2 protein-coding genes are annotated in these 2375 nt (G+C 32.5%); both read left to right on the top strand.

Annotated elements, in window-relative coordinates; translation table 11 throughout:
• Positions 1-36: 36 nt before the first annotated feature.
• A complete protein-coding gene (locus B0A57_RS11970; protein ID WP_011962663.1) occupies positions 37-1233 on the top strand; it encodes a tetratricopeptide repeat protein in 1197 nt (398 codons plus the stop codon).
• 132 nt (positions 1234-1365) lie between these two features.
• The coding region (locus B0A57_RS11965) for an o-succinylbenzoate synthase (RefSeq protein ID WP_089082008.1) at positions 1366-2375 on the top strand (1010 nt) is incomplete at its 3' end.

Genomic DNA, 2375 nt, shown 5'->3' with positions numbered 1-2375 from the left:
TTACACCCAACGGGTTAACTTAATGTTTAAAGAACAATGAAAATCATAAAAACAGCCTTTCTTTTCTTAACAACTATTGCCTTTGCACAGGACGGTTATTGGGATAACCAGCGAATAACCAACAAAGAAATAAAACTTTCGGCTGGCAAAAGAAAAATCATCAAATCAGAAGATTTCCCAGACGGAACAACAGAATTTGTGTACAGAATTACGTTACTCGACGAGAATCAAAAAATAGCTTCCGATTTATCATCGGTACTCAAAGCCATTCCAGACCCAACAGGAATCACGCAAGGAACAGGTGGTGCAATATCATTAACATCGAAAATATCGGGCGACGACAAGTGTACGTATGCTATTTTTTCAAACAATTCGAAATATGCAACCGATTATTTTAGAACAGGAAAAACAGAAAAAGCTTGTTTATACCAGAACGAACCTATAAGTAAAGAAGTAAAAGTAATTTCGATCGAAAAATCTACTTGTTTTAACGAAATAAACCAAACAGTTTGGTTTGGTTTCGAAAGTAAAAACTGGATTTTAGGACAAAAAATAATTCTCGAAATTGTGCCATGGGTAAATATTAAAGCTAGCAAAATATGGAGTAATGCAAAAAAACAATTGGTGCTAAATTATATTAGAAAAAGTAATGAAGCTTCGCAAATACTAAAATCAGAAGCTTTCGATTATAATATTTTAGAGAAACTTCAAAATGAGTATAAGTTTTCGCACTTTCAAAAATTCTCAAATACTGAGAAATTATCCTTAATAAATAAATTTGAAGAAAAAGCATTAACAGAAACTAATACGGTTGAAGAATATAATAAAGCCATACAGCAAGAAGCAAAAAATTTAGCAAAACAAGGAAAATATGATAATGCAATTGTATTAATAAATCATAAAATTATAAACAAAAGCAAAGCATCCGTTTTAGATTATAATACTTTAGGCGAATTATACTTATACACAAAACAATACGAAAAAGCGCTAAAAACATTCAAAATCGCCGAAAATTTAGATTCGAGCGAGCTTCTAGTACAACTTAATTTAGCACACACTTATATGTTTTTAGGTAAAATGAGTGAATCTCGGGAAATTCATAATAAATACAAAGAACAAAATGTATCTACAAACCAAACCTGGAAAAATAAAACCATCAACGATTTAGATAAATTTCAGAAATCAAGCTTACCAAATGACAATTTTAAGAAAATTTTGAGATTAGTCGATTAATTTAAAAATAACCACAAAGAGCACAAAGTTAAAATCACAAGGTTCACAAAGAATATAAATTCACACAGCTTTGTGTACTTCATGAAAACTTCGAGAGCTTAGTGGTTAATTTACCAAAACCCAAAACCTATTTTGAAAGCAACTTACCACAAATATATTCTCGATTTCAAAAAACCATCAGGAACCTCACGGGGTGTTTTAACCCAAAAAGAAACTTGGTTTTTAGTGTTACAAAACAACGAAAAAAAAGGCATTGGAGAGTGTGGCATTTTGCGTGGTTTAAGTTGCGATGACAGACCCGATTATGAAGAAAAACTGCAATGGGTTTGCAATCATATTCACTTAGGAGAAAAAGCACTTTGGGAAGCCTTAATCGAGTTTCCTTCTATTCAGTTTGGTGTCGAAATGGCGTTCCAATCCTTAGCTGCTTCAAGCCCTTTTTTATTGTTTCCGTCAGGATTTACTTTGGGTACAAAAAGCATCTCAATAAACGGACTAATCTGGATGGGAGAAGCGCAAGAAATGAAGCAACAAATTGAAGAAAAAATAGCACTAGGTTTCAAATGCATAAAACTTAAAATAGGCGCTATCGATTTTAATAAAGAACTAGAATTACTAGGCTATATTCGTAAAAATTTTACTCCAGAACAAATAGAAATTAGAGTAGATGCTAATGGCGCTTTTAGCCAAACCGAAGCATTAATTAAATTAAACAAAATAGCTGGTTACCAACTTCATAGTATCGAACAACCAATACAAAAAAATCATACTGACAGTATGTCAGAGTTATGCAAAAACAGCAAAATTAACATTGCACTCGACGAAGAACTTATAGGTGTGTTTTCGACCCAAGACAAAGAAGACTTATTACTTAAAATAAGACCACAATATATCATTTTGAAGCCTAGTTTTGTAGGTGGTTTTAGAGGAACAAATGAGTGGATTAGGCTAGCCGAAAAACACAACATTAGCTGGTGGATCACATCGGCTTTAGAGTCTAATATTGGACTAAATGCTATTGCCCAATTTACGTTTTTAAAAAACAATACAATGCCGCAAGGATTGGGAACTGGAGGATTATTTACAAATAATTTCGATTGTCCGCTGGAGGTAAAAAACGGACAATTATTTTACAATCCAGA

Origin of the sequence: Flavobacterium psychrophilum DSM 3660 = ATCC 49418 (assembly GCF_002217405.1) — a bacterium.
Taxonomy (GTDB): Bacteria; Bacteroidota; Bacteroidia; order Flavobacteriales; family Flavobacteriaceae; genus Flavobacterium; species Flavobacterium psychrophilum.
This window is presented reverse-complemented; position numbering and strand designations above follow the sequence as displayed.